Origin of the sequence: Henriciella aquimarina (genome assembly GCF_002088975.1) — a bacterium.
Taxonomy (GTDB): domain Bacteria; phylum Pseudomonadota; class Alphaproteobacteria; order Caulobacterales; family Hyphomonadaceae; genus Henriciella; species Henriciella aquimarina.
Map to the genome: position 1 here is coordinate 105,811 of NZ_NCST01000132.1, position 26,346 is coordinate 132,156.

The window sequence follows — 26,346 nt, forward strand, 5'->3', positions numbered from 1 at the left end:
CGCGAGAACATTCTTCCCGACAAGGCCCGGTGTCTCCAAGACGCCGGGCTTTTTCATTGCGGCCAGCGGCAGTGTTTCCTCCGTTTGCCCCGTTTCATTTTTGGTTTGCCGCGTTATGAGTGGCGCCGAAAACGCGTGGCGGGAAAGCCGCAAGCGCTGAAAAACGGACGCTATCATGACCGACACTGGCAAACGCCGCATCCTCGTGACCTCCGCCCTGCCCTATATCAATGGGGTCAAGCATCTCGGCAATCTGGCGGGCTCCATGCTGCCGGCCGACGTGTTTGCCCGCTTCCAGCGCCTGCGCGGACACGATGTCCTCTATATCTGCGCCACCGACGAGCATGGCACGCCAGCCGAACTCGCCGCCCAGGCCGCCGGGGTTTCGGTTCGCGACTATTGCAATGAGCAATTCAGGATCCAGAAGGATGCCGGCGACGGCTTCGAGCTGTCCTATGATTATTTCGGCCGCTCGTCCGGCGAAGAGAACGCCCGGCTAACCCAGCATTTCGCGCACGTCCTCGAAGAGCATGGCCTGATCGAAGAGCGCAATATGCGCCAGGTCTATTCCGTCGACGATGGCCGCTTCCTGCCTGACCGCTATGTCGAGGGCACCTGTCCGCATTGCGATTTCGAGAAGGCGCGCGGCGACCAGTGCGACAATTGCGGGCGCCTGCTCGACCCGGTGGACCTGATCGATCCCTATTCGGCCGTCTCCGGCTCGAAGAATGTCGAGATCCGAGAAACCCTTCACCTCTTCCTGCTGCAGTCGAAGATGCAGGACACGATCCGCGCCTGGGTCGAGAAATCGACCGACTGGCCGCCGCTGGCCCGCTCGATCGCGCTGAAATGGCTGGATGAGGGCCTGCGCGACCGGGCCATCACGCGCGACCTCTCATGGGGCGTGCCGGTAACGAATGCCGATGGCTCGATCCGGGAAGGCTTTGAAAACAAGGTCTTCTATGTCTGGTTCGATGCGCCGGTCGAGTATATTGGCGCGACCGAGGAGTGGGCCAAAGCGAAGGGCGAGCCGGATCTCTGGCGCAGCTGGTGGCGCACAGACGAGGGCGCCGACGATGTCGAATACGTCCAGTTCATGGGCAAGGACAATGTTGCCTTCCACACCGTCTCCTTCCCCGTGACAATCCTCGGCTCGGAAGAGCCCTGGAAGCTGGTCGACCGGCTGAAAGCCTTCAACTGGGTAACCTGGTATGGCGGCAAGTTTTCCACCTCCAACAAGCGCGGCGTCTTCATGGACCAGGCGCTGGACCTGCTGCCGGCGGACTATTGGCGCTGGTACCTGATCGCGAACGCGCCGGAAGGCTCTGACGCAGCCTTCACCTGGGAAGGCTTCCAGGCCTCCATCAATTCGGACCTGGCCAATGTGCTCGGTAATTTCGTCAACCGCATCACCAAATACTGCGCGTCGAAATTCGATGGCCAGCTGCCCGCCACCGGAAACGCCGGTGAGGCCGAAGCCTGGATCACCGAAGAGCTTCAGACCCGCCTGCCGCAGCTCGTCGAACACTATGAGAATATGGAGTTCCGCAAGGCGGCGGCTGAAACGCGGGCCATATGGGCCGCCGGCAACGAATACCTCACCAAGGCCGAGCCGTGGGTGAAATACAAAACCGATGTCGATGCCGCCGCAGTCGGCGTGCGCACCGGCCTGAACCTGGCCGCCCTGTTTGGCATCATTGCCCAGCCGGTCATTCCGGAAGCCGCCGGCATGATCCTCGATGCGCTGGGCATTCCCGACGAGAACCGCACGCTGACGCCGGAGAGCCTGAAGGACGTGCCGGCCCTGCTGGACGCGCTGCCGCACGGGCTCGCCATCACGCCACCGGACGTCCTCTTCCGCAAGATCGAGGACGACCAGGTGGCCGAGTGGACAGAGCGTTTCGGCGGCGAGGGCTGATCAGCCTTCCAGGGCGCTCATCGCCCTGAACAGGGCTGCCGTGCGCGGCTGCTCCTCCTTGAGAAGCTCCTCCATGACAAAGATGGTGGCTGCGCAGTAGCGGGTCGCATCCGTGTCGCTCAGGCCCTGGCCGGCCGGAAGGCCGAACGCCTCCATATGGTCGGGATTAGCCTGCAGCCTTGTCAGCATCCAGTCCATCAGGTCCTCGCGGCTGGCGGTTTTGATATCCCCGACCGGGCCTTCCTCGAAGATGGCGATCATGATGTCGGTCTCGCGCCTCTGCATGGAGTCTGAAATGACGTCCGCATCGGATGGCGGCAGGCCGTTTATGTTGCGAACACATTCCTGCGGCGCCTTGCGGACGAGTTCCTGGTAAGTGTCGGTTGTGTGCGCCACCAGCGCTTCGAGGTTGCTATCGCTGGCCGTCATCATGGCCTCGCCAAAAGCGGCAAGCAGCTTTGGACGGATCGCGGCGCCGGCCTCATAGGCGGCCTCCTGCTCGAAATTGCCCGTCTCGATGAGCAGGCCGAGCGCCTCGATGAACTCGTCATAGATATCCGGCCGGTGCGCCTTCAGGGAGACCACCATCCGCATCGTCTCATTGCCGCCATCGGCAAGGTTGCGCATCGTCTCGGCGGCTTCCTTGCGCGAGGCCTCGCTCACCTCAACCGTCTCAGAGGAGGCGGGCGATGCCGTCTCCTCCGGCACCTCCGGCGCGGGCGGGTCCGTCGGCTCCGACGGATTGCAGGCGGCAAGCCCGATCAGGAGCCATGGCGCAAGCACGGCCGCAGCAAGTCGATGGTGGAAATGTCTCATCCTGGTCCCCTTGAGATAAAGCTGATCCACTCTGACAGGCGCAGTCCCGCGGCAATCCGGGTCAGAACCCGCCCCGAAGAAAGCTAGTCGACCGGCCGGGTGACGATGAGTTCGTTCATCCGCCGTGTCCGGCGCTTGGCGAAGAGGACGTTGTGCATGCGCCAGACCTCGCCATCGCCAAGCGTCACCTCGATATCGCCAGTGACGACGAGCCCCAGGATGCGGTGTCTCAGAAAATCATCCGAACGGTAGCGGCAGCGCGCACTCGCCCCGCTTTCGGCCCGGTCGCCACTGCCCCAGAAGACGCGCTCATGCAGCTGTCCCGGCACGACTTCCCAGTAGCGCACCTTGTCGAAGCCGAAGATCATCAAGGCCCACATCACGAAGATACAGAGGCCCGTGAACAGGTAGAAGGTGTTGCTCATCCGGATATCGAGCTGACCGAGGAACTGGGCAATCGGCCCGGACAGATTGGCAAAGGTCAGCAGTATAAAACCGATCAGCAGAATCAGGCCGAAAATCACGGAATTCGCGCCCCTGAGCCGCACTGTCGTCGAAAAGATCACGAAGACCAGCGTAAAAACGAAGATCAGGCCGAGCATCCGCTCCCCGGTCTGGGTGCCGGCAATGTCCGTCCACTGGAAGAAGAAGAACAGGAAGCCCAGGAGCCAGATCGGCCACCAGTAGAGAATCGGCGAATGGGTGTAGACCTTCATCGGCTGCAGCTGATCGAGGTCCAGCCCTTCCCGCTTCTTGGGCTTGGGTGACTTGGCCGCCGAATGGCTGACAGCCGGGCCCTTGTCGGATGGCGGAGGTGTCGGAGGCGGGCCTTCCGGGGGTGGCGGCGGCGGTGTCGTATCGCTCATGGCTTCCTCCAGGCACGCATCCGTAACCCGATCATCTTAGACGACATTGGGCCCCTGACAATCACTCTCGCCCGACCCCGGCAGCCAGGCCGACCGGGATTGGTCTCTGGCCGTCACCGAAACATTTGATACATTGCAGACAGGACATGAATCCGGAGGACTCCCCATAATGATCATTCGCCGTTCGCTCGTTTCGCCCCTGCTGGCTCTCGCCGTCATGACAACTGCACCGGTGGCCCAGGCACAGGAGTCCACCCCCGCGCCGGGAACCGAGCTTATGGAGCTTTACACCTGGCTGCACCAGAACCCGGAACTCTCCTTCAAGGAAAAGACAAGCTCGGCGGTCCTGGCGGCCGAGCTGGAAGATCTCGGCTTCAGCGTGACGACCGGCGTCGGGGACGACTGGGTTCGCAACAAGTCCATGGAAGATGAAGGCACCGTGCGAGATGGCGTCGGCGGCTATGGCGTTGTCGGCGTCTATGAGAATGGCGAGGGGCCGACCGTGCTCATCCGCACCGATACCGACGCCCTGCCCGTGCCGGAGGAGACCGGTCTCGACTATGCCTCCAAAGTCACCGGCATGACCTGGACCGGCGTTGAAAGCCCGGTCATGCATGCCTGCGGCCACGATGTGCACATGACCAACTGGGTCGGCACGGCCCGCAAGCTGATCGAGAACAAGGATGACTGGTCCGGCACGCTCGTCATGATCGCCCAGCCCGCCGAAGAACTGGGCCTTGGCGCCAAAGCCATGATCGAGGACGGGCTCTACTCCGACTTCCCGCTGCCGGACTACAACCTCGCCCTGCATGTCTCCGCTTCGGCGCCAGCCGGAACGGTCGCCTATTCCAGCGGCTATGCACTCGCCAATGTCGACAGTGTCGATATTCATGTGAAAGGCGTGGGCGGACATGGCGCCTACCCGCACACCACGAAAGACCCGGTCGTCGTCGGCTCGTCCATCGTGATGGCACTGCAGACGCTGGTCGCGCGCAATGTCGACCCGCAGAAACCGGCCGTTGTCACGGTCGGCTCCTTCAAGGCCGGCGCCAAGCACAACATCATCTCGAACGAGGCCGAACTGCTTCTGACCGTGCGTTCCTATGACGACAACACACGCCAGCTGCTGCTCGATGGCATCAAGCGCATCGCCAAGGGCCAGGCGGAAAGCTATGGCGCACCGGAACCGGAGATCCGGATCGATTCCGACTATACGCCCTCGACCTACAATGATCCGGCCATGACCAATGAGGCCGTCACCGCCATCAAGGGCGCGATCGGCGAGGAGAATGTCACCGAAGTGACCCCTGTCATGGGCGGCGAGGACTTCTCGCAATTCGGGCGCACGCAGGAAGATGTGCCCGGCCTGATCTTCTGGCTCGGTGCCGTCGACCCGGAGACCTACGCCCAGTCGGAAGCCGGTGAAGTCGAACTTCCCTCGCTCCACTCCTCGGGCTTTGCCCCGGATGCGGATCTGGCGCTCGAGACGGGTGTGAACGCCATGACGGCGGCCGCGATGGCGCTGTTCAACAAGAGCTGAGCTAGAGCGAGGTCAGCCAGTCGATCAGGAGACGGTTGACCTCATCGGGGCGCTCCTGCTGGGTCCAGTGGCCACAGCCCTCCAGCAGGTGCGCGCCGCGCAGGCCCGGCAGGTTGGGTTTCATCGTGTCCACCGGGTCGCCCGGAAACATCTTGAGGACGAGATCGCGTGTGCCGCCGATAAAGAGGCTCGGCTGGTAGATCTTGTGATCGGCCAGCCGCGTCAGGAAGGCATGGTCGCGCTCATGATTGCGATAGCGGTTCAGCGGCCCGCGAAAGCCCGACTGCTCGAACTGAGACGCGTAATAGGCGACATCCTCCTCGCTCAGCCATGGCAGCGGCATGTCCGGCTCCGGCAGGCGGTGCAGAAGCGTATCGCCATGTTTCTTGTCGGTCGGCCATGTGCCATCGGGGGCGTCGCCGGAAATGGCATAGTAGAACCGGCGAATGCTTGCCGCCGGATCGGCTTCGAGTTCGGCTTCCGGCGGGCCGATCTCCTGAAAGTAGACCTGATAGAAGAACAGGCCGCGCGCGGTGAAGAACTCGCGAAAGACCTGGATGGCCGGTTTGTCGCCCGGCGGGATGTAAGGCACCGAGAGCCCTGCCACGGCTGCGAACTGGTCGGGAAACAGAAGCGCCGAATTCCACGCAATCGGCGCGCCCCAGTCATGCCCGACCAGGAAAGCCGGCGCGCCGGGCTGCAGCGTGTGGGCAACGCCCGCGACATCCTTGGTCAGCGTCTCCATGTCATAGGCCTCGACAGCCTCCGGCCTGTCGGACCCGCCATAGCCGCGCACATCGATCGCCGCCGCCGTGAAGCCGGCCGCCGAGACAGCGTCCAGCTGATGGCGCCAGGAATACCAGCTTTCCGGAAAGCCGTGCACGAACAGGACAAGCGGCCCTTCGCCCTTCACGGCCACGCGCAAGGTAACGCCATTGGTTTCAACATGGCGGAAATCCGGTGTCATGGCGCTTCGCCCTCTGCACTCTGGTTCTGGATCGACTGGATAAAGGCGACCGTGTCGGGATGGGTAAAGATGCGGTAGCCGCGATCGCTTTCGAGCGTACTGAGTTGCTGGAGCACGCCGGCGACCTCGATCGGGACCACCTCGACCGCCTCTTCCGGCATGCCCTGCCCTGCCAGCCGCTTGGCCAAATCCTCTGCGTCGTCATAGCTCAGCAAGATCGGCGTTACGGCCTCGCCGTTCATCTGCACCTGGGCTTCGTTGTCATTGGCGGTGACAAAAAAGGCCGGGGCAGCGAATTCACCGACCTCCGGAGAAAGGGATGCCGCCTTTGTGCGATCATCGGCAGCGCCTTCGAAAAGCACAGGCCCGTTCCAGCCGCCCAGGACGTTGACCAGCGGAATCGCGCCCGGTCTGGCGTCCGCAATCTCCTGGTTCTGCAAGGCCGCCTGGGCCGCAGACGGCTCGAGAAACACCATCAGACCATTCTGGCCCTGCTCTGTCTTGCGGGAAACGGCGCGTCCGTCACTGTCCATGAGGACCACGACCTGAAAGCCGGATAGCGCCATCTGCATGGGCGACGGCGTAGAGGGCTCGGCTGCCGGTGGCGCCGCAGGCGCGGGCGTTTCGCTGCCCTGGGCATAGGCCGGGGCGGCCAGCCCACTTATTATGGCGAGGCTGAGCGAGGCGAGAGCTGTTTTCATGGGAGGCGCTTCCTTTTTCAATGGCTGCGCACGCGAGGCTAGAGAGCCCCGCGGCACAACTCAAGGAAACCCGTCTCAGCCCTGTTTCAGGGTCTCGAACGGCACGTCCTTGTCGACACGCACATCCTGGGGCAGCCCCAGCACGCGCTCGGCAATGATGTTCTTCAGGATTTCGTCGGTCCCGCCGGCAATCCGCAGGCCGGGCGCCCACATGAAGCTCTGCTGGAACAGGCCGTTGGCCGGCATCGTGTCGGTATCGTTCATAATGCCGTAATGGTCCTGCATCTCGATGGCCGAGTTGCAGATGTCCTGAAGCTGGTTGGCGGTGATGATCTTGCCGATGGAGTTTTCCGGCCCGGGCGTCTCGCCGCGCGAAAGCGCCGTCTGGGTGCGGAACTTGGTCAGGCTGTAGCCCTGGGCGGCGACATACCAGTCAGCGAGTTTCTCGCGGAAGGCCTGGTCGGTGAGCGAGCCCGTGCCGCGGGCATACTCCATGATTTCCTTCCAGTCCGGCCCCGGCGAGCCGCCGACCGCAAGGCGTTCGTTCATCAGCGTCACCAAGGCAACCTTCCAGCCGGCACCGACATCGCCAAGGCGGTCGGAGTCCGGAATGCGGACATCGGTGAAATAGACCTCGTTGAACTCGCGCCCGCCGGACGCCTGGTGGATCGGCTTGGCTTCGACGCCCTTCTGCTTCATGTCCACGATGAACATGGTCAGGCCCTTATGCTTCGGGGCCTTCGGATCGGTCCGCGTCAGCAGGATGCCATAGTCGGAATAGTGCGCGCCGGTGGTCCAGACTTTCTGGCCATTGATGACCCACTCGTCGCCATCCTTGACCGCGCGGGTCTTCACGCCCGCCACGTCAGAGCCAGCAGCCGGTTCGGAGAAGAGCTGGCACCAGATCTCCTCGCCCATCAGAGCTGGCTTCACATAGCGCTTCTTGTGCTCGTCCGAGCCAAAGGCGATGACTGTCGGGACGCACATGCCGAGCCCGATCGCGAACGGGCCGACCGGCGCGTCGAACTTGCCCTCTTCCTGGTTCCAGACGACCTGTTGCATGGACGTGCCGCCACGCCCACCCCACTCCTTGGGCCAGGTGATCTGGGCAAAGCCGCCCTCGGCCTTCGTCTTCTGCCAGGCCTTGGCGCGCTTCAGGAATTCCTCGCCAGACCCACGCCGAGGGGCGTTGGTGTCTTTCGGCTTGAGGTGCTTTTCGAGAAAAGCGCGGGCTTCCTTGCGGAACTCTGCTTCTTCAGGGGTATCGTTGAAGTCCATGCGTATCCTCCTGCGGCAAATGGCAATGCTCTTGTGAACACAGTATAGGCCGACTGACCGGCCTGCCCAGCCGTAGCGTCGGGTCAAGACGCGAGAAAACCCCAGCGCGGAAGCCCCGTGAGCGCCTAGTAATCCAGGCTGAAGCCAGGGCAGTAAGGCTTGAGCGTTTCCCGATAAGCGCGGCTCGCCTTCTGGAACGTTCCCGTCGCCATGGGATGGCTCGGATCACCGGGCTCAATGCCCTCGGCAGAGCGGGAAACCGCCTTCAGCTCATCCACCTGCGCCGAAACGTCATCGGGCAGTCCAGGTTGAAGCGACTCCAGACCGGACCGGGCTTCAGCGCCGGTCATGCCGGCCTTGCCGACCATTGCAAGCTCGAGCTTCGACATGGCCACAATGAGGGTCATGCACTTGTCTTCGTTCATCCCATCCTGAGCGATGGCCGGGCTCGTCATGACCCCGAATGCACAAAATGCCGCGAAAGCCGTTCTCTTTACAGATGCCATGGATCGGTCCTCGTTTACGCTAAGAAAGCGCAATCCGTACCATCCGGAGCGAGCGCTTCAAGCCCGCCATAGCAACAGTTTACACCCGGCCGGCCCATGCGCTGGCCCGGGCTTAAGCAGCGTTCTTGCGCTCGAGGGCGGAAACGAGTTTTTCCTTCCAGACCTTCGGCGCGCCGGCCTGTACGGCCAGCAGTTTGGCGCGACGATAGAAGAGGTGGCAATCCACTTCCCAGGTAAAGCCCATGCCGCCATGCGTCTGGATGTTTTCCTTCGAGGCAAACCAGTAGGCATCGCTCGCAGCCAGCCGGGAGGAGGCTGCCGCTTCCGGCAGCTCCGAGGCGTCCGTCGAGAGCGCCCAGGCCCCGTAATAACAGTTCGAGCGGGCGACCTGATTCTTCACATACATTTCGGCAAGCTTGTGCTTGATCGCCTGATTACCGCCGATCGGACGCCCGAACGCGTAGCGCTCCTTGGCGTATTCGGTGCCCATTTCGAGACAACGGTCGGCCCCGCCAAGCTGCTCGAAAGCCAGCAGGACAGCGGCCCTGTCGAGCAGTGCCTCATTCAGCGATGCGCCTTCGCCGGCCTCACCGATACGCACACCCGGCGCGCCATCGAACTTGATCTCGGCATGGCTGCGCGTCGGCTCCAGCGTCTGGACCGGTGAGCGGCTAACGCCCTGGGCAGTCAGGTCGACCAGGACAAGGCTGGCGCCGCCGCCTTCCTTGGCGAGGACAATAGCGTGCGTAGCGACATCGCCATCGGTGACGGGGATTTTCGTACCGCTGACCTTCGAGCCATCGAACGTCGTCTTGAGCTTGTCGGCATCGACCGGGCCCGGCCCTTCGCTGGCGGCATGGCAACCGATGACCTCGCCGCTGGCGACCTTTGGCAGGATGTCTTTCTTCTGGTCCTCGCTGGCGGCCAGCTTCAGCGCCTCGCTGAAGAAATAGACCGTGGAAGCGAATGGCACCGGCGCCAGCGCACGGCCCATTTCCTCGGCAATCACACAGAGTTCGAGCATGCCGAGGCCGAGCCCGCCATATTCTTCCGGGATCGCCGTGCCCAGCCAGCCCATCTCGACGACCTGCTTCCAGACGCCTTCATGATGGCTCTTCTTGTCGTCATCCAGCACCTCGCGGACATGCGCTGTGGTGCATTGCGCACTGAGAAACTTCCGCGCTTCACTGGCGAGGAATTTCTGGTCTTCTGAAAAGTCGAAATTCATACGACCTCGTCTCCCTGTCTTATCTCTCTCTGCCCCCACAATAGCGCACTGCCACGGCGCGGAAAGCCGTCTCGCAGCGGAAGGCCGCAAGGGCAGCGGTAGATGAAATTTGTCAGACCAGTTTCACGCTGCTTCAAGCCCGCTGTGCAAGAAGGGCTCAGGAACGGAGATCAGCATGGCCAAAGCCCTCTTTCACAAATCCCAGCGCGTATTCGTGAAACCGGTTGGAACCTGGGCCCTTGTCGAGCGGGTCATTCCCCACTGGGTCAAGGATGTCGAGGAACCCCTGCGGGTGACATACGATGTCGGCCTTGGCCGTGACTTCACTGCCGGGGACCTTGTGTCCGAAGAGGCGATGCATGGGCGCGACCGCATGCACTCCAACGACGATCTCGTCACCGAACACTGGCGCATCCAGCGGGCAAAGAACCGCTGGCAGGACGGTGACGAAACAGCCGGTCATCCTTTTCCGGGCACATTCCCTGTCGTGATGACAGACGAGAATAACTGGGGCGGCTGGCGCGTGCCCGGCTCTGAGTATGATCGCGACCCCGAAAAGATCGAATATCAGGCCCGCCTCATCGCGAATGCGCCGCGCATGCTGCGCTTCTGCCGACAGCTGGCGGAGCTCGCCGCACAGAGCCCGGAGAAATTCCCGGAGGAAATGAAGCCGGCGGCGAGAGAGTGCCAGCTTGTCCTGCGTCACGTCTATAATGTGACGGATGCGCCGAAACAGGCGGCCGAATAAACAGCTTCGCGTGAAAGAATCGCTGCGGACTGGCCCGCTCGCGATTGTGGCAGTGCAGGCAGCATCCTATCTCTTCTGGCAACACACCTTGCCACGAAGAAGGACAGAACACGATGCGCACCGACACGCCGGTTTCCGTCAAGCTTGAGAACTACAGCCCCTACCCCTTCGAGATCGAGCACGTCTCGATGGACTTCTCTCTTGAGCCGGATGCGACCCGTGTGCGCACGAAGATGCAGGTCAAGCGCCTGAGGCCGGGCGCCTTCGTGCTGGATGGCGTCGGCCTGACGCTCAATTCCATCGCGCTCGACGGCACGACGCTCAGCGAGGCGGCCTATCAGAAAGATGAGGAAACCCTCACCATCGCCAGTGTGCCGGATGCCTTCACGCTCGAAACCGACGTGACGATCAATCCGTCGAAGAACACCGCGCTCTCCGGGCTTTACATGTCCGCCGGCCGCTTCTGTTCCCAGTGTGAGGCAACCGGCTTCCGCCGTATCACCTACTGGCCCGACCGGCCCGACGTGATGAGCCGCTTCCATGTCCGCATCGACGCCGACAAGGCGAAATATCCCATCCTCCTCTCCAATGGCACACCCGGTGAGGCCGGCGCCCTTTCCGATGGACGTCATTTTGCCGAATGGGACGACCCACACCCGAAACCCTCCTATCTCTTTGCGCTTTGTGCGGGCGACTATGATGTCTGGCGCGACACCTTCACCACGATGAATGGCGACCATGTCGATCTCGGCGTCTATGTCGACAAGGGCCAGGCCGACCGCGCCGAATGGGCGATGGAGAGCCTGAAGGCCGCCATGGTCTGGGACGAAAAGCGGTTCGGGCGGGCCTATGATCTCGGTGTCTTCAACATCGTGGCCGTGCGCGACTTCAACTTCGGCGCCATGGAGAACAAGGGCCTCAACATCTTCAACTCGGCCTATGTGCTCGCCCGGGAAGACAGCGCAACCGATGCCGACTTTGAAGCGATTGAGAGCATTGTCGGCCACGAATACTTCCACAATTGGACCGGCAACCGGATCACCTGCCGCGACTGGTTCCAGCTCTGCCTGAAGGAAGGCCTGACGGTCTTCCGCGACCAGGAGTTTTCAGCAGACCTGCGGTCCCGCCCGGTGCAACGCATCAAGGATGTGATGCGTCTGCGTGCGCGCCAGTTCGCCGAGGATGCCGGGCCGCTCGCCCATCCGGTGCGCCCGCAAGCCTATGGCTCGATCGACAATCTCTACACCGCCACCGTCTATGAAAAGGGCGCAGAGCTGATCCGCGCGCTCACCGTCTTCATCGGCGATGAGGCGTTCAATCGCGGCATGCAGATCTATTTCGACGAATATGACGGCACGGCCTCCACGATCGAGGACTTCTATGCCTGCTTCGAAAAGGCCTCGGGCCGGGACCTGTCGCAGTTCCGCCGCTGGTACGCCCAGGCCGGCACGCCGGAAGTCACCGTCAAGGAACGCTGGGATGGCGACAGCGCGACGCTGACCATCGATCTGGCACAGGAGACCCCGGTAACGCCGAAACAGCCGACCAAGCAGCCCGTGCCGATTCCGCTTCGGGCCGCCCTGCTTGATGGCAAGGGCGCCCATGCCGAGGCCGAGGGCTGGGACAAGGGCGAAACGGTGATTCGCCTCGAGGATGACCGGCAGAGCGTGACGGTCCAGCTGCCGGCCGGCAGCAAACGCCCTCTCCTTTCTATCAATCGCCACTTCAGCGCGCCTGTCCGTATCAAGCGCGCCCTCAGCAATACAGACCTGCTGGCGCTGGCGGCGGCGGAAACCGATGCCTTCAATACCTGGGACAATTTCCAGACGCTTGCGAAGACAGAGATCTTCCGCCTGCTGGATGAGCCGCAATCGCCGCCTGATGAAGCGCTTGTGGACGCGCTCGCTGAAGCGGTCCGTGCCAATAGCGACGATCCGGCCTTCGCCGCGCTGCTGACTGTCCTGCCTGACATCGGCGAACTCTTCCAGGAGCGCGAGCCGGTCGATCCGGCCGGCCTGAACGTCGCCCGTAAACGGTTGCGTCAGGCCCTGGCCGAGGCCCTGGCTGCGGATGCCGAGCGTCTTCTGGAGGCCCCCTCGCCTGCCCCCTTCAAGCCGAACGCGGAGCAAGCCGGCATCCGGGCGCAGAGAACCGCCATGATCGGCCTGACCGGCGCGCTGGACACAAGCGAGGCGGCAGACCGTCTGAAAGCGCTTTTCGACAAGGCGCCGAACATGACCGAAAGCCTGGCCTGCCTGCGCGCCCTGGTCACGCTGCCCGGCAAGCCGCGCGACGAGGCCATCGAGACCTTCTACCAGCGCTGGAAGGACAATCCGCTGGTCATCGACAAATGGTTCGCCGTCCAGGCCGGACAGGGCACCGCCGAGGATGCCCGACGCCTGTCACAGCACCCGGATTACGATCTCTCCAATCCGAACCGCGTGCGTTCGGTTGCCGCCGCCTTCTCCATGACCAACCTTGCGGGCTTCCATGCCCCCGATGGCGAAGGCCACAAGGTGATCGGCGACATCATCGCCCGGGTCGACCCGCTGAACCCGGCCCTGGCCGCGCGGCTGCTGACAAGCTTCGAACAGTGGAAGAAGCTGGAACCGGTCGCACAGGCAAGCGCGAAGCGTGTTCTGGAGGAATTGCGCGATCAGGGCCTGTCGAAGAACGCGATGGATATCGTCTCCCGGGCTTTGGATTAGAGCCCGACTCACGCTCATTAACGTAAGCGCAAACATTTCGGCGGATTTTTACGCTTTGTTTGCAAATTGCGTCGGGGGCATGAGGCGGTGGCTCGATCTCGCCAGCGAGGATACGGACGGAAGACCGAGACAGCGTCCGGCCAGCGATCGGCCGGCGCGCTGAAAACCGTTCTCGCGCTGACCCTTCTTGTCCTGACAGCGGCCCTCTCCCTGATGGGCTGGAACGGCTATCAGCAAAGCAAGACCCAGGAGCTGCGCGTACTGCAGCGCGACGCACTTCTGGCCGGCGAACGTCTGAACCGCCGTGCTGACCAGGCCATCGAGCGCATGGAAAACGAGCTGCGCGCCGGCGCGCGAAGCAATGCCATTGATCCGGACTATGTCGGTGTGGACGCGATCTTCACGCTCGACAGCGCCCTGGCGTCGGACGATGCCGAGCGAGTGCGTACCGGCGAACGCGCGGCCGAAATGATCAATGCGAACCGCCGGCTCGAACTGCTCGATGATGGGCGTTTCCTGCTGGTCGATGTCCCTGCGGTGGGCAATCCCGTCATCGCCACCGTAGACGCCGGAAAATGGCTGACCGCCCCCAATGGCGGCGCGCGCCTTCTGCTCTATGGCGAGACCAGTATGTCGGTTGGCAACCGGTCGGTTGTGCCGCCGGACCGGCGCATTCTCGAACGTGGCAGCGGCTTTCGCACAAGGCAGCTGATCGACCGCTCAGCGACAGCGTGTGTCGACCTGTCGAAAGCCGGCTTTTCGCTCTGCCTGTCACGGCCAAGCCCTCTGCTGACCGTACAAAGCGGGCTCAATATCCTGCTTGGCCTGCTCCTGCTGGCCGCCACGCTTCTGGCTTTTTCTGGCCTTTACAGTCAGGCCAGCCGGCTGCCGCGCCAGGGCGCAAGCCGCCAGCCCGCGCCAGAGCCGGTATCGGTGCCGGGCGGCAAGCTCGAGATTGCGGCGGCCAATGCCAGCATGGGATTCTGGAACGTGCGCACAGGCGACGGCAAGGCCTGGCTGAGCGACGAGGCGGCCCGGCTCCTCGGTGTGCCGAGCCATGGGGACATGCCCTTCGGCGCGCTCGTCAATGCCGTCTATAGCGGCCACCGCACACTCCTGAACGATGCCATCGGCGAAGCCCGGCCCAGCCGGCCATTTTCCATTCACGTGGCTACGACCTCATCCGGCGGAGAGACCTGGCTCGAACTGCGCGGCGGCCAGGCTTATCGCGAGGGGGCCGGTTCGGCGATTATCAGCGGGGTCATGTTCGATGTCACCGAAACCGTGCGCTCGCGCGAGAAGCAGCGTAACGCCGAAGCCCGGCTGCGTAGCGCCATTGAAAGCTTCCCCTGCCCCTTCGCGCTCTGGGATTCCAACAAGCGGCTCTTCTTCTGGAACCGGACCTTCGAACGCATCTTCGGCCTCGAAGAAGTCCTGCGCCCGGGCGTCAGCCAGGAAACGGTGCTGCTGGCACGCAGCGCCAATGTGGTGAGCGAAAAAACCGATCCGAACGATGGCGGCGTCACCTTGCTCGGCCTGCGCAGCGGCGAATGGATCAAGCTGGTCGAGCGTGCGACGAGTGCCGGCACGATCATCAGCTTCGGTCTCGATATGACGAGCGATGTCCGCAACGAGGAGCAGCTGACCCGGCAGAAGAAACAGCTGAAGAACCTCGTCCAGGAGCTTGAACGCTCCGAGGGGCATAATGCCGAACTCGCACGCAAATATAATGAAGAGAAGGCGAAAGCCGAACGCTCGGCCGATTCCAAGAGCGCCTTCCTCGCCAGCATGAGCCATGAGCTGCGCACCCCGCTCAATGCCATCAACGGCTTTTCGGAAATCCTGGCCAACGAGATGTATGGGCCCCTCGGCGACAAGCGCTACAGCGAGTACGCCATGGACATACTCAACTCCGGCCAGCACCTGCTCGACATGATCAATGACATCCTCGACATCGCGAAGATCGAGGCCGGCAAGATGACCATCGATCCCAAACCGATCGATCTCGTCGATCCTGTCGATGCGGCGGTGCGCATGATCCGCCGCAAGGCCGAGGACAAGGGCATCCGCATCGCCCTGCAAGCGGAAGAAAACCTGCCCGAAGTCGATGCCGACCACCGCGCCGTGCGCCAGATGGTGCTCAACCTGATTTCCAATGCGATCAAGTTCACCGATGCCGGCGGACGCATCATCGTCGCCGTCCAGCGCCGCGGCGATCAGATCCGCGTGGCGGTGCGCGATACCGGTGTGGGCATTCCCAAGGAACACCTGCCCCGGCTCGCCAAACCATTCGAGCAGGTCAACGAGACGCGCGAGCGCAATTCCGAAGGCACCGGCCTCGGCCTGGCGCTGACCAAGTCATTCGCTGAAATGCATGGCGGCTCGCTGACCATTGCCAGCGAACCCGGCCGCGGCACCATGGTGAGCTTCTACCTGCCGGTCAGCACCGAAACGCAGACGTCAGACCGGAACGTGGCCTAGCCCTCAAGCTCGGCATCGTCCTTGTCCGGGCGCGCCACGGCATGGTCGGCGACAAAGTCCGCTCCCTTGGCGACGCAGTCCCGCCCGGCCGCCGCTAGCGCCTTGGCCCGGGCCACCGGCTGGTTGCCCGATCCGCTGACCCTCGCCGAGACTGTGCCTTTCTCGACCGGTTCCCGGCTGCGCCCGTCCATCAGGGTCAGCTGGGCTTCGCAATAGCCATCATTGCCCTTCAGGCTGAAATCGGTGACCCGCCAGTAAAGCTCATAATGCCCACTGACCCCGGTCGCGTCATCGACGGCCAGGCCATCGCCATCGGCGGAGAAGCTGTCGACCATGGTGACCTGCAGCATGCGGGTTGCCCGGTCGGCCCAGGCAATGCCCGGCACGATGCGCAGCCCGCCATCGCCGCCTTCCGCGGCAATGGCACGGCTTGCAAAGAGACGCGGCGCATCCGGCTCGCGGACGACGACGGTCGCATTCAGCGATCGCTGGCTTTGTGGCACGCCGATCTGGAAGACGGCTTCCGGGCGCGGCTGTTCGGGCAGGACCGAAACACAGCCGGAGAGGCTCAGTCCCGACAGGGACAGGACGATTGCAGACAGGGTGGGCCGGATCACTTGCGGTCTCCTTCATACGGGACGGGGTCACTGCGCAGGAGGCCCTGCGGGTTCTGTTCGAGTTCACGGGTCAGCCGGTCAAGCCGGCGGATCAGGACGCGCAGGTCCTGCGCGATCAGGCGGAAGTCTGTCACCGCATCGGTTGCCGGGCCTTCGATGACGCCGGTTGCCGCGGTAATCGCCTGTTCGCTCGATTCGATGCTGCGGCGCGCGGAATCGGACATGCCTTCCAGTTCGGTCAGCAGGTCGCTGATCTGCGTACCGATCCGCGTCACTTCCTTCTCGGCATTCGTGCCGAGGCTGTCGAAACTGCGCGAGGCGCGGTCAATGCTCTCGGCGGCCTGGTTGACCGAAGCGAGCACTTCGGAAAGGTCTGCCGAAAGATTGCCCTCACCACTCAGGGAGCTGGAGATGGCCTCGATGTTCGCAATTGTGTTCGACACCGATTCCACATTCTCGTCGCTCAACAGCTTGCCGATGTTTTCGAGCGCGAGATTGGCCCGCCCCATCACTTCATTGCCGCTGGAAAACAGCTCGGCCACCGGGCTTGATATCGACTTGATTTCCGGCACCTCCTGATTGGAGGCCCGCTGCAAGCGCTCGGCATCCGGCGATCCGGCATTGATCTGGACGAAGGTCACACCGGTGATCCCGGCAAATTCAATGCTGGCCGTGGAGTCGGTCTTCACAGGCGTTTCGGAATCGACGCGGATACGGGCGCGCACCTTGGAGGCATCGTTGCGGTCGATGCCGATGCTTTCCACCTCGCCCACCTTGATACCGATATAGCGCACCGAAGCGCCGTCCTCGAGATTGACCGGGCCGTCGAAGACAATGTCATAGACATCGAAATCCTGGTTGAACTGAGACTGTCCGAGCCACAGCACAAAGCCCAGCCCTGACAGAATTGCCAGAATGACGAAGGCGCCGATCATGGCGTAATTCGCACGCGTTTCCATTACATCACTCCTGCCGCAGCCGCCCGTCCGCGCGGGCCGCCGAAATATTCCTTGATCCACGGATCATCCATGCTTCGAAGCTCGCTCATCGTGCCGACCGCAATCACACGCTTCTCCCCGAGGACGGCAATCCTGTCGCAGGTGGCCGCCAGCGTATCGAGGTCATGTGTGACGAGAAACACTGTCAGGGCCAGTGACCGCTGCAGGTCCCGCACCAGCTTGTCGAATCCGCCCGCGGTAATCGGGTCGAGCCCGGCGGTCGGTTCGTCGAGAAAGAGGATCGGCGGATCGAGCGCCAGCGCCCGGGCGAGCGCGGCGCGCTTGCGCATCCCGCCGGAAAGATCCGAGGGAAACTTGTCGCCAGCCGAGGTTTCGAGCCCGGCCATGCGGATCTTCTGGTCTGCGAATTGCCGCATGAACGCCTTGCTGAGATGGGTGTGTTCCTTCATCGGCACCATGACGTTTTCGCGCACGGTGAGATTGGAAAACAGCGCCCCGTCCTGGAAAAGGATCCCCCACTGGTCCTGAACCGCACGCAGGGCATCGCCTTCGAGCCCGGTCACATCCTCGCCGAAGACATCGATCGTGCCGGCGGCTGGTGGCTTGAGCCCCACGATCGCGCGCAACAAGACCGACTTGCCGCTGCCCGACGGGCCGATCACGCCGAGGATCTCGCCTTCGCGCACATCGAGATCGAGATGCTCGTGCACAACGTGAGGGCCATAGGCTGTCTTCAGGTCCCGGACCTGGATGGCGATGCGCTCCGTCATATGTCGAGCTCCATGTAGAAGACCGCGAACAGGGCATCGATGACGATGATCGAGAACAGCGCCTGCACGACCGACTTTGTGGTGGAGCGCCCAAGCGACTGGACACTGCCGCCGACCTGCAGCCCCTGACGGCAGCCGATCAGGGCGACCACCATGCCAAAGACCGGCGCTTTCGACATGCCGACCCAGAAATGCTGCAGCGGCACTGTGTCCTGAAGACGGTTGAAGAAGACCGTCGGATTGATGTCGAGCGCCACCCAGCTGACAAAACCACCGCCGCCAATGCCGAAGAGCACGGCAACCAGCGTCAGGACGGGGGTCATGATGAGCATGGCAAAGGCACGCGGCACGACAAGGACATCCATCGGGTCGAGCCCGAGCGTCTGCATCGCGTCGACCTCCTGATACATGCGCATCGCGCCGATCTGGGCGGTAAAGGCGGAATTCGTCCGCCCGGCCAGAATGACGGCAGTCAGGATCACGCCGAATTCGCGCAGCACGGCGATGCCGACAAGCTCGACGGTAAAGATGGTGGCGCCGAATTCGCTCAGCGTCGTTGCGCCGATAAAGGCGATAACCATACCGACGAAGAAGGAGAGGAACCCGACAATGGGCACCGCATCGAGGCCGCTATCCTCCATGACAGAGACAAGCGCGGTCCAGCGCATGCGTGCCGGCCGGAGGATGGCCATCAGCATCGAGGTCAGCGTGTCACCAAGAAAGGCCAGCATATCCAGCCCCTCATTGATGAAGCGCATCGTGGATCGCCCGGTGCGCTCGAGCAGGTCGACGAGACCAAAGGTTTGCTTCGGCTCGGCTTCTTCTTCCGGACCAGGCCGCAACGCTTGCGCCTGAGCGACCAGGGCTTTCATGCTCTCGGAGCCGTGCGTGATGGTCACGCTCTCAAGCCCTGCCCGGCAGGCGAGCCTGTCCAGCAGGAAGGCTGCCGCGGTATCGAAGCGACCGACATTCGAGAGATCGGCTTCCAGGCGCGTGAGGCCATCGGTCTCAAGCGCCTTGAGAGACGGCTCGACGGCATTCAGCGTATGCACGCCCCAGTCGCCCTCAAGCCTGAGGGTACCGGTGCCATCATGGGTGTCAAAGTCGAAGCGTGGTGTCGTCGGCATAATTCGCTTGAGGCTCAATTCCTGTTTACCTTAACACCCGACCTTTAAGGATGGCGCAGGACCATCTGTAAAATTCAATCAAAGTCAGGCACATTTGCGAAACATGATCACACTTTCCGTCGAAACCGTTTCCTCGCCGCTCGCCAGACGCTTCTCGATCTCGCGGGGGGCGAAGACCTCGGCGGAAACGGTCCGCGTTACGCTCGAACAGGACGGGAAACGCGGCCGGGGCGAATGCGTGCCTTATGGACGGTATGACGAGACAGTCGACTCCGTCACAGCCCAGATCGAAAACCAGCGAGTGGCGCTCGAAAAGGGGATGAACCGCCAGGCCCTGCAGGCCGCCATGCCGGCAGGCGCCGCGCGGTGTGCAGTCGACTGCGCGATGTGGGACCTTGAGGCCAAACGCTTCGGCAAGCCTGTCTGGACACTGGCCGGCCTGCCCGAACCGGCGCCGCTGGAAACGGCCGTAACCATCGTGCTCGACAACCCGGCCAGCATGGCGGAGGCTGCGAAAGACGCGCCCGGCACGCTGCTGAAGCTCAAACTCGGTGGCCCGGAAGACCTGGCCCGCGTGGAAGCCGTTCACGAGGCCCGCCCGGAAGCGAAACTGATCCTCGACGCCAATGAGGCCCTTGATGGCGGTCTCTTTCCCGAAATTGCCCGCAAGGCGGCCGGCCTCGGTGTCGTGCTCATCGAACAGCCCTTCCCGGCTGGCCAGGACGCATATCTCCGCAAACGTCCGCCGGTCATCGCCGTCTGCGCCGATGAAAGCGTTCACACGACAGAGCAGATCCAGGACCTGGCCCAGCTCTATGATGCGGTGAACATCAAGCTCGACAAGGCGGGCGGGTTGACCGAGGCGCTGGCCATGGCCCGTGAGGCGAAAAAGGCCGGGCTCGGCATCATGGTCGGCTGCATGGTGGCCGGCTCGCTCAGCATGGCGCCGGCCGTCCTGCTCGGTCAGCTTGCCGATGCTGTCGATCTCGACGGCCCGCTCTGGCTGGCCGAGGATATCGCCAACGGCCTGCGCTATGAGAACGGCCTCGTCTACCCGCCCGAGACCGCCCTCTGGGGCTAGGTCGCTTCACTCTCTGCCGCCGCGAAGGCCGGCGGGCTGGGCATGCGGGCCGCGCTGGTCGCCAGGAGATGCGCCCAGATCTGGGTATTGAGGGCTCTCGAAGCCTCGTCATCAGCCGCCTCAAGGCGGGTCTGAAGCGCAATCAGTTGCTCGGACAGGGCATTGCGGGTGGCCTTCAGGTCTGAGATTTTCAGCGAGGCGGCCTCAGGCACATCGTCTCCCATACCGGCGGCCTCCAGCAGCGCCCTCAGCCGTGCGATTTCATTGGCGAGCAGGTCGGCTTCCTTGTCCCACATCTCCCCGGCCATTACCGCCATGACACCGGAAATCCCGGCATGGCCGCCGGAATAGTCGCCCTCCAGTTTCGGGGCGACATCCTGAACGAGCGTGGCGCCGATGCGCTGCAGGATCATGCCGACATCGCTCATATCTTCACCCCATGTTTCTCTGCCAGCCGCGAGGCGAGCATCAGCTCGTGTGCGGCATGGGTAAACCAGCCCGACCAGGCGAGGATCGGGTCATCATTCTTGCCGTCGGCGAAGGCCCGCGCCGAAGAGATCCAGATACCGAGCCCCTTCAAGTGCGCAAACAGGCTCCACCATTCGAACGCCTGCGGGTCGAAAGTGCAGCCCGATGCTTCCTGCCAGATGGCAAGCGCCTCCGGCCACGGAATGAACCCGGCCGCGCGCGCCTGATCGCTGGCACACCAGAGCAAATCCGTTGCCCAGGCCAGATCCTCATAGGGGTCGCCGATATGCGCCATCTCCCAGTCGAGGACAGCGCAGATATGGCCCGCTCCATCGTGCAGGAAGTTGCCGGACCGAAAATCGCCATGCACGAGGGCGAGCTTTTGCGCCGGTGGCGGCGGACTGGCAGCGAGATAGCGGATCGCGGCTTCGGCGACCGGCTGGGGCTCACGCGCATGGGTGCGGATTTCGCTGGCCCAATGGTCGAGCTCGCGTTTCCAGCACTGCCCGGCCTCTGGCGTGTCGATCTCATCGGCAATGGGCGCGCCGTCGATATCCAGCGAGGCAATGGCGCCGAGATGGCGGAAGAAATCCCGCCCCACCTCAGTGCGATAAGGCTCGACCTCTTCAATGCGGAACGGGTTGAGCGGGGTGCCGCCCTCGATCCGGCCCATGACGAAGAAGGGCGCGCCGAGCGGGCCCGGATCGGTTTCCAGGAAGAGCGCTTCCGGGGCGGGAATATTGGCCTTGCCGTAAGCGGTGCGAATGGCGGCAAACTCGACCCGGCGGTCGGTGTCGATCAGGCTGTCGGCCGGGTCGCGCCGCAGGATCAGCCCCTTCACTTTCGGCCCGGTGGCATCCTCATAGGCGATATCGACCGAATAGGTCTCCCGGCTCGCCCCGCCATGGATGCGGTTCATATGCGTCACGCGCAGATTGCCCGCGCCCGGTATGTGGGCTTCCGCATAGGCCGCGAACTTGTCGGCCAGGGTGGGATTGTCGACAGCAGTATCAGGCATCGAACAGATCCTTCCAGCCGGACGCCTCGTGCGGGCCGATGAAAAGCTGTTCCAGCGCGCCGATCCCTTCAGAGCCCTGCCCGTCCGGGCCTTCATGGCGAACCTTCGCAATCGCCTGGATGTGAAGATTGTCCGGCTGGTTCCAGGGCATGGTCAGCGGTTTGAAGTCTTCCCGGCCAATTGCATACTCGCCCTTCCAGAGGGCATGGCCCCATTCCGGATGGCCATAGCCGATGCCCTTCATCTGGAAGACGCCAATCGGCTCATAATGGATCTTGTGCTCGCGGCCATAAGGATCATGCGCGCGCATGACCGCCGAGCGGACCCGCCGCGTGCCCTGTTCGAAGTCCGGGGTGAAGACCGGATCGGCCAGCGGCATAAGGCCGTCAGCATCGACGCCGTCCATGGCGAAGATGGAGCGGGTGTTCCAGCGATCGCCGTTCTCGTCCTCGTTGACATGGAAATAGACCGCCGCATTCGGGAAGTTCATCGGCGTCCAGACCCAGTAGAATTGCGGCAGCTTCTGCGGCACGACCGGTTGCGGGTCCTGCGCGCCCAGCGGTCGCACGCCCCAGCTCCTGTCGCGCGTGCCGAAGAAATTGTCGCTGGACACCTCAATCGTCTCGCCATCCACAGTGATCGTGCCCGACCAGCGGCCGTTCTGCGTCATGCGCGTCACGTCCATCATCATCCGCGAACCATTGCGGCGGGTAAACCGCGGCTCCTCGACCGGGAAGTGGCGCCCCTCGAAGGTGAGATCGGCCGAAATGCCCTCGGCCTCCTCGAACTGGACGCGGACCGATTTCAGCGGCTGCAGGACCTCAATGCTCATCGGGCCGATGCGGACATCCATGCGCTCGAAATTCATGATGCGCGAGAGATGGACCGAGCGCTGGATGCCGTCTTTCAGGACGGAAAACGCCCCGTCCATAATGTTGAGATGCGGATAGACCCCGAAGGCCGCCCCAAAGAAAACCTCGCCATCCAGCGAATAGCCATTGAAGAAATAGCGGTCGTAGAAATTACGGTCCGACCCGGCCACCCAGACGGGCTCCGGCGTCTGGTGAATCGGATATTCGTCACCCCATGTCAGCATGTGGTTGCAGCCTCCCTTTGCGTGACCTCTTGGCGGGTCTGTATAGCCCGATACAGTGACCAAAGCGGACCGAGGGATCAATCGCTAACGCTGGGGAAAAGGAAAACGCCAATGACATCAAAGGTCTCCGTCGAAGACGCGAATGCTTTTCTGGCCGAGGCCTTCAATGGCGCTCAGAACCGGTCCGAAGTCATCCTGATGGAAGACGGCCACGCCATGATGCGCCTGACCGCCGGGCCCGAGCACCTGCGCCCAGGCGGCTACATCTCCGGGCCGACGCAGATGACCATGGCCGACAGCGTGACCTATATGGCGATCTTCACGCGCCTCGGCATTACGCCGATGACCGTGACCAGCAATCTCAATATGAATTTCCTGCGTCCCTGCATCGGCGAGGCCGTGATTGCCGAGGCCAGGCTGATGAAGCTCGGGCGTACGCTGGCCCTTGCCGAAGTGGAGATCCGGGCCGAAGGCTCCGACAAAGTCGCCAGCCATGCCATCGTGACCTATTCCATCCCGCCGGAGGCCTGATCGAAAAAATTTCGATGCTGACGCTACGATATCCGGTCGAATACCTATTCGACGCCCCGGTTCATCAGCTACCCTGCCGCGCAAGAATGATAAAAAGCGGAGGAAGTCATGGCAAAAGCGGATAACGGCCAGGCAGACGGCATACTCGACGTCCTGATCGTCGGCGCCGGCATTTCGGGGATCGGGGCCGCCTGGCACCTGAGCACGCGATGCCCGGGCAAGACAATCGCCGTCTTCGAGGCGCTCGATAGTTTTGGCGGGACCTGGAAGGTCCACACCTATCCCGGCATCCGCTCCGACAGTGACCTCTATACTTTCGGCTACCGCTTCAAGCCGTGGGTCGGCCCGCCCATCGCGACCGCCGACGAAATCCTGACCTATATGCAGGAAGTGATCGATGATAACGGCCTCGACCGTTACATCCATTACAATCACCGGATCACCAAGGCGCGCTGGTCCTCGCAGGAGAAAGTCTGGACGGTGTCTTATGAGACGCCGGACGGCCCGGCGGAGGTGAAGACGCGCTTCCTCTGGATGTGCCAGGGCTATTACGATCTCGACAAGGGCTACACGCCCGACTGGCCGGGCATGGCGGACTTCAAGGGCGAGATCGTCCATCCGCAGAACTGGCCCGATGATATCGACCTCACGGGCAAGAAGGTGGTCTGCATCGGCTCCGGCGCGACAGCGGCAACCCTGATCCCGAACATCGCCGACAAGTGCGAGCACGTTACCCTTCTGCAGCGCTCGCCGACCTATTTCATCCCCGGGCGCAACGAGAACGAGCTTGCCGATGAACTCCGGCGGCTGGACATCGACGAGACGTGGATCCACGAAATCGTTCGCCGCAAGGTGCTGCTCGACCAGCACGAGTTTACCCAGCGGGCGAAGGACGAACCCGAAGAGGTGAAGGCCGAGCTGCTGGAAGGCGTACAGGCCTTCCTCGGCGAAGACTTCGACATGAGCCACTTCACCCCGCGCTACCGGCCGTGGCAGCAGCGGCTCGCTTTCGTGCCCGATGGCGACATCTTCCAGGGCATTGCTGCCGGCAAGGCCAGCGTCGTGACCGACCAGATCGACAGCTTCGTGCCGGAAGGCATCAAGCTCACCTCGGGCGACGTGCTTGAGGCCGATGTCATTATCACCGCGACCGGCTTCAATCTGAAATTCCTCGGCAATATCCCCTTCGAGATCGATGGCGCGGCGGTCGACTGGAACGAGCGGCTGACCTGGCGCGGCATGATGATAGAGGACGTCCCGAACATGCTGTTTGTCTTCGGCTATTTCCGCGCGAGCTGGACCCTGCGGGTCGACCTGCTCGGCGATTTCATGGTCCGCCTGCTGGAGCATATGGACACCCTCGGCGCAGTCGAGATCCGTCCGGAAGTGCCGGCGGCCCAGCGTGGCATGGAGCGGACGAGCTGGATGGACCCGAATGACTTCAATCCGGGCTATCTCATGCGCGGCCAGCACCTGATGCCGAAGCGCGGCAACAGCCCCGAATGGCAGCACACCCAGGACTACTGGCACGAAAAGGAAGATCTGCCGAAGATCGATCTCGACAGCGCGGTCTTCGTCTATGAGGACGCAGACGGCCATGTCGTCGGAAAACACCCGGCCGATGCGGCATGATGCCCGGCGGGATTGGGTCCCGCCGGTACTTGTCCTATAGGAAGGGGCAAGAGGTGATTTCACGATGCTGACTGTCTTCGGTTCCGTTCTCGGCTTTCTCGGTGTGGCGCTCGGCGCCTTCGGTGCGCATGGCATGGAAGGCCGGCTGACGCCGGAATCGAAAGGCTGGTGGGAGACCGCCACGCTCTACCTCCTTGTCCACGCCGTCGCGATCCTGGCCACGGGGCTCTCTGGCAAGACCGGGCTGTTTGCCACGGGCGGCTGGGCGATGGGGCTCGGCGCCATCATCTTCTCGGGCACACTTTATGCGATGGCCTTTGGGGGCCCGCGCTGGTTCGGGGCGATCACCCCGATTGGCGGGGTCGCTCTCCTCATCGGCTGGGCGCTTCTGGCCTTTGCGGCGCTGAAATTCTGAAAATCGTAGCGCCTGCCCCACGTCCGGGGATTGGCAAGCGGAAACGAGCGCCTATGGTGCGCGCGAATTGTGAACAGGCGTAAGAATCCCAGGAGGACATCATGGCCAGTCTCTTCGACATGAGCGGCAAGGTTGCCATCATCACCGGCTCCTCGCGCGGCATCGGCAAGGCGATTGCCGAGCAGATGGCCGAACAGGGCGCGAAAGTCGTCATCTCCTCGCGCAAGCCCGGCCCCTGCCAGGAGGTCGCCCAGGCGCTCAACGAGAAGCATGGCGACAACACCGCCATCGCCGTGCCGGCCAACATCTCTTCCAAGGACGAGCTGAAGACCCTCGTCGACGAGACCCACAAGGCGTTCGGCAAGGTGGACGTGCTGGTCTGCAATGCCGCCTCCAACCCCTATTACGGCCCGATGGAAGAGATCGGCGACGACGCGTTCGAGAAGATCCTCTCCAACAACATCATCTCGAATCACTGGCTGATCCAGCTGGTCGCCCCGGAGATGAAGGAGCGCAAGGACGGTGCGATCGTCATCATCTCCTCGATCGGCGGCCTGCAGGGCTCCGACGTCATCGGCGCCTACAACATCTCCAAGGCCGCCGACATGCAGCTGGCGCGCAATTACGCGCTTGAGCTCGGCCCCCACAATATCCGCATCAACTGCGTCGCGCCCGGCCTGATCAAGACCGATTTCGCCCGCGCCCTCTGGGAGAATCCGGAGAACGCCAAGCGCGTCGAGAAAGGCACGCCCATGCGCCGGATCGGCGACCCGGTCGACATTGCCGGCGCAGCCATCTTCCTCGCCTCGGATGCCGGCAAGTATATGGCCGGCCAGACCATCGTGGTCGATGGCGGGTCGGTGATCACCTGAGCG

General features: G+C 62.9%; 24 protein-coding genes. 10 read left to right on the forward strand and 14 right to left on the reverse strand.

What is annotated here, in order from left to right:
* Window positions 1-175 precede the first annotated feature (175 nt).
* Window positions 176-1,918 (forward strand): methionine--tRNA ligase, encoded by a 1,743-nt coding sequence (gene metG, locus B8784_RS20925; protein WP_084400012.1) that lies wholly within the window; start codon window positions 176-178, stop codon window positions 1,916-1,918.
* On the opposite strand, the gene B8784_RS20930 is transcribed toward metG, so the two are convergent.
* Together B8784_RS20930 and B8784_RS20935 are read right to left on the reverse strand one after the other, a co-directional pair.
* A complete protein-coding gene (locus B8784_RS20930) occupies window positions 1,919-2,734 on the reverse strand; it encodes a hypothetical protein (protein WP_084400013.1) in 816 nt (271 codons plus the stop codon). It abuts the gene before it with no gap.
* A gap of 83 nt (window positions 2,735-2,817) precedes the next feature.
* On the reverse strand, window positions 2,818-3,600 hold the full coding sequence (locus tag B8784_RS20935; RefSeq protein WP_084400014.1) for a hypothetical protein: 783 nt from the start codon (window positions 3,598-3,600) through the stop codon (window positions 2,818-2,820).
* Window positions 3,601-3,766: 166 nt separating this feature from the next.
* On the opposite strand from B8784_RS20935, the gene B8784_RS20940 reads away from it, so the two are divergent.
* On the forward strand, window positions 3,767-5,140 hold the full coding sequence (locus tag B8784_RS20940; RefSeq protein WP_407646501.1) for a M20 metallopeptidase family protein: 1,374 nt from the start codon (window positions 3,767-3,769) through the stop codon (window positions 5,138-5,140).
* A gap of 1 nt (window position 5,141) precedes the next feature.
* Here B8784_RS20940 and B8784_RS20945 read toward each other — a convergent pair whose 3' ends face one another.
* The 5 genes from B8784_RS20945 to B8784_RS20965 form a co-directional block, all read right to left on the reverse strand.
* Complete coding sequence (locus B8784_RS20945; RefSeq protein ID WP_084400016.1) at window positions 5,142-6,107, reverse strand: alpha/beta fold hydrolase; 966 nt, start codon at window positions 6,105-6,107, stop codon at window positions 5,142-5,144.
* Window positions 6,104-6,808 carry a hypothetical protein gene (locus B8784_RS20950; protein ID WP_084400017.1) on the reverse strand — a complete coding sequence of 235 codons (705 nt, stop codon included), beginning with the start codon at window positions 6,806-6,808 and terminating at the stop codon, window positions 6,104-6,106. The genes B8784_RS20945 and B8784_RS20950 overlap by 4 nt, the downstream gene beginning before the upstream one ends.
* Before the next feature lie 75 nt (window positions 6,809-6,883).
* Window positions 6,884-8,086 (reverse strand): acyl-CoA dehydrogenase family protein, encoded by a 1,203-nt coding sequence (locus B8784_RS20955; RefSeq protein WP_084400018.1) that lies wholly within the window; start codon window positions 8,084-8,086, stop codon window positions 6,884-6,886.
* Window positions 8,087-8,211: 125 nt separating this feature from the next.
* Window positions 8,212-8,592: a hypothetical protein gene (locus tag B8784_RS20960; RefSeq protein WP_143435667.1), complete on the reverse strand. Its 381-nt coding sequence runs from the start codon at window positions 8,590-8,592 to the stop codon at window positions 8,212-8,214.
* Window positions 8,593-8,704: 112 nt separating this feature from the next.
* The gene (locus B8784_RS20965; protein WP_084400020.1) at window positions 8,705-9,820 is read right to left on the reverse strand and encodes an acyl-CoA dehydrogenase family protein; all 1,116 of its coding nucleotides are present in this window, start codon (window positions 9,818-9,820) and stop codon (window positions 8,705-8,707) included.
* Window positions 9,821-9,995: 175 nt separating this feature from the next.
* On the opposite strand from B8784_RS20965, the gene B8784_RS20970 reads away from it, so the two are divergent.
* The 3 genes from B8784_RS20970 to B8784_RS20980 all read left to right on the forward strand — a co-directional run bounded on the left by B8784_RS20970 (window position 9,996) and on the right by B8784_RS20980 (window position 15,757).
* The gene (locus tag B8784_RS20970; protein ID WP_084400021.1) at window positions 9,996-10,568 is read left to right on the forward strand and encodes a hypothetical protein; all 573 of its coding nucleotides are present in this window, start codon (window positions 9,996-9,998) and stop codon (window positions 10,566-10,568) included.
* 113 nt (window positions 10,569-10,681) lie between these two features.
* Window positions 10,682-13,276, forward strand: a complete 2,595-nt coding sequence (pepN, locus tag B8784_RS20975) for an aminopeptidase N (RefSeq protein ID WP_084400022.1) — start codon at window positions 10,682-10,684, stop codon at window positions 13,274-13,276.
* Between the two features lie 87 nt (window positions 13,277-13,363).
* Window positions 13,364-15,757 carry a PAS domain-containing sensor histidine kinase gene (locus B8784_RS20980; RefSeq protein ID WP_143435668.1) on the forward strand — a complete coding sequence of 798 codons (2,394 nt, stop codon included), beginning with the start codon at window positions 13,364-13,366 and terminating at the stop codon, window positions 15,755-15,757.
* Here B8784_RS20980 and B8784_RS20985 read toward each other — a convergent pair.
* Genes B8784_RS20985 through B8784_RS21000 form a run of 4 tightly spaced genes read right to left on the reverse strand, consistent with a single transcriptional unit; the run spans window position 15,754 to window position 19,230 of the window.
* Window positions 15,754-16,374, reverse strand: coding sequence for an ABC-type transport auxiliary lipoprotein family protein (locus B8784_RS20985; protein WP_084400024.1), 621 nt, complete (start codon window positions 16,372-16,374; stop codon window positions 15,754-15,756). The two genes, B8784_RS20980 and B8784_RS20985, sit on opposite strands and share 4 nt — an antisense overlap.
* Entirely contained in the window at window positions 16,371-17,333 is a 963-nt protein-coding gene (locus B8784_RS20990; protein ID WP_084400025.1) for an MlaD family protein, read from the reverse strand. The genes B8784_RS20985 and B8784_RS20990 overlap by 4 nt, the downstream gene beginning before the upstream one ends.
* Entirely contained in the window at window positions 17,333-18,103 is a 771-nt protein-coding gene (locus B8784_RS20995; protein ID WP_084400026.1) for an ABC transporter ATP-binding protein, read from the reverse strand. The genes B8784_RS20990 and B8784_RS20995 overlap by 1 nt, the downstream gene beginning before the upstream one ends.
* A complete protein-coding gene (locus B8784_RS21000; RefSeq protein WP_084400027.1) occupies window positions 18,100-19,230 on the reverse strand; it encodes an ABC transporter permease in 1,131 nt (376 codons plus the stop codon). Before B8784_RS21000 ends, B8784_RS20995 begins: the two co-directional genes overlap by 4 nt.
* A gap of 103 nt (window positions 19,231-19,333) precedes the next feature.
* Between B8784_RS21000 and dgcA the strand changes: the two genes are divergently transcribed.
* Window positions 19,334-20,311, forward strand: a complete 978-nt coding sequence (gene dgcA / locus B8784_RS21005; protein WP_084400028.1) for an N-acetyl-D-Glu racemase DgcA — start codon at window positions 19,334-19,336, stop codon at window positions 20,309-20,311.
* Here dgcA and B8784_RS21010 read toward each other — a convergent pair.
* The 3 genes from B8784_RS21010 to B8784_RS21020 are packed head-to-tail and all read right to left on the reverse strand — an operon-like array spanning window position 20,308 to window position 22,893.
* Window positions 20,308-20,739, reverse strand: coding sequence for a hypothetical protein (locus B8784_RS21010; protein ID WP_084400029.1), 432 nt, complete (start codon window positions 20,737-20,739; stop codon window positions 20,308-20,310). The genes dgcA and B8784_RS21010 overlap by 4 nt on opposite strands.
* Entirely contained in the window at window positions 20,736-21,797 is a 1,062-nt protein-coding gene (locus tag B8784_RS21015) for a phosphotransferase family protein (RefSeq protein WP_233356272.1), read from the reverse strand. Before B8784_RS21015 ends, B8784_RS21010 begins: the two co-directional genes overlap by 4 nt.
* Window positions 21,790-22,893 carry a hypothetical protein gene (locus tag B8784_RS21020; protein WP_084400030.1) on the reverse strand — a complete coding sequence of 368 codons (1,104 nt, stop codon included), beginning with the start codon at window positions 22,891-22,893 and terminating at the stop codon, window positions 21,790-21,792. The genes B8784_RS21015 and B8784_RS21020 overlap by 8 nt, the downstream gene beginning before the upstream one ends.
* Before the next feature lie 111 nt (window positions 22,894-23,004).
* On the opposite strand from B8784_RS21020, the gene B8784_RS21025 reads away from it, so the two are divergent.
* The 4 genes from B8784_RS21025 to B8784_RS21040 all read left to right on the forward strand — a co-directional run bounded on the left by B8784_RS21025 (window position 23,005) and on the right by B8784_RS21040 (window position 26,343).
* Window positions 23,005-23,424, forward strand: coding sequence for a PaaI family thioesterase (locus B8784_RS21025; RefSeq protein ID WP_084400031.1), 420 nt, complete (start codon window positions 23,005-23,007; stop codon window positions 23,422-23,424).
* A 108-nt stretch (window positions 23,425-23,532) separates the two neighbouring features.
* On the forward strand, window positions 23,533-25,056 hold the full coding sequence (locus B8784_RS21030) for a flavin-containing monooxygenase (protein WP_084400032.1): 1,524 nt from the start codon (window positions 23,533-23,535) through the stop codon (window positions 25,054-25,056).
* 64 nt (window positions 25,057-25,120) lie between these two features.
* Window positions 25,121-25,471 carry a DUF423 domain-containing protein gene (locus B8784_RS21035; RefSeq protein ID WP_084400033.1) on the forward strand — a complete coding sequence of 117 codons (351 nt, stop codon included), beginning with the start codon at window positions 25,121-25,123 and terminating at the stop codon, window positions 25,469-25,471.
* Between the two features lie 101 nt (window positions 25,472-25,572).
* Window positions 25,573-26,343, forward strand: a complete 771-nt coding sequence (locus B8784_RS21040; protein WP_084400034.1) for an SDR family NAD(P)-dependent oxidoreductase — start codon at window positions 25,573-25,575, stop codon at window positions 26,341-26,343.
* Window positions 26,344-26,346: the final 3 nt, after the last annotated feature.